Source organism: Nonomuraea sp. NPDC049784 (assembly GCF_040659615.1).
GTDB lineage: Bacteria > Actinomycetota > Actinomycetes > Streptosporangiales > Streptosporangiaceae > Nonomuraea.
Genome location: NZ_JBFAMX010001260.1, coordinates 1 through 1,211 on the forward strand (window position 1 = coordinate 1; position 1,211 = coordinate 1,211).

Annotated in this window: 2 protein-coding genes; one reads left to right on the top strand and one right to left on the bottom strand. The window is 70.5% G+C overall.

Translation table 11 applies throughout. The features are described 5' to 3' along the window. Positions 1-784: helix-turn-helix transcriptional regulator (locus AB0J09_RS65235; protein ID WP_360714583.1), on the top strand; the 784-nt coding region annotated here is incomplete at its 5' end. Between the two features lie 214 nt (positions 785-998). Here AB0J09_RS65235 and AB0J09_RS65240 read toward each other — a convergent pair. Next, positions 999-1,211: aldehyde dehydrogenase family protein (locus tag AB0J09_RS65240; protein ID WP_360714585.1), on the bottom strand; the 213-nt coding region annotated here is incomplete at its 5' end.

Sequence of the window (1,211 nt, forward strand, 5' to 3'; positions counted from 1 at the left end):
GCCCGGACTTCGCCGCGACGAGGTCGCCCGCCTGGCCGGCGTGAGCACCGAGTACTACACCCGTCTCGAACAGGGCCGCGCCGGAACCCCCTCCCCGGAGGTCGTCGAGGCCCTGGCACGCACACTCCAGCTCGATCCCGCCGAGCACGAGCACCTCACCGATCTGCTCGCGCGGCCCACACCCGCACGCCGTGCCCCGTCCGCTCCGCAACGTGTCCGCCCCGGCCTGTATCTCACGCTCCAGACCCTGGAACACGTCCCCGCCTTCATCGTCGGCCGGCGTACCGACGTGCTCGCCGCCAACCGGCTGGCGCGCGAGATCCTGACCGACTTCGACGCCCTGCCCGCCACACAGCGCAACCTCGCCCGCTACTACCTCCTCGACCCCGACGCCCGCGACCGCGTCGGAGACTGGGCACAGATCGCCGCCGAGACCGTCGCCATGCTCCGCCTTGAAGCAGGCCGCCACCCGAACGACCGGCGACTCGCCGACCTCATCGGCGAGCTCACCCTGCGCTGCCCCGAATTCACCACCTGGTGGAACGACCACCGCGTCCTGCGCCGCACCCACGGCACCAAGCGCTACTTCCACCCCGAAGTCGGGGAACTCCACTTCTCTTACGAGTCCTTCCAGCCCCCCGGCGACCCCGACCAGACGCTGGCCATCTACAACGCCGAGCCCGGCTCCCCCACCGCCGACGCGCTACGACTGCTGAGCAGCTGGGCCACCCCAGGCCTCCCTCCCCGTCCGCAGATGCACAGTGATCGCCATGCCGATCGGTGACATCGACCTCCACCCCATGACCGACGGCACCTTCCGCGCTTCGCCCGCGACCTCGCCGCGGCCGTGGGCGTTTCGCCGACCACGGCGCTCGACCGCCCCCGCGCCCTGCGCCAGCGGCAGATCATCCGCGGTGCGAACCTGGACGTGGACCTCACCGCGATCCGACGCCCGGTCCAGGCCCTCTTCGCCATCCGGGGTCCGCTGAGCCAGAGTCTTATGCCGGTTGCGGGGCAGCAGTCGCGTACGTCTTGAGGTTCTGGAATTCGGTGATGGCCGCGGGGCCGCACAGGAGGCCGTACCCGCTCTGCTTGAAGCCGCCTTGCTCGAAGTGCTCGGAGAGCACGCCCCAGGTGTTGATCCAGATTCCACCGAAGTGGAGGTCGCGTCCTACCCGGCGGGCCCGGATGTCGCTGCCGGTGAACACGGA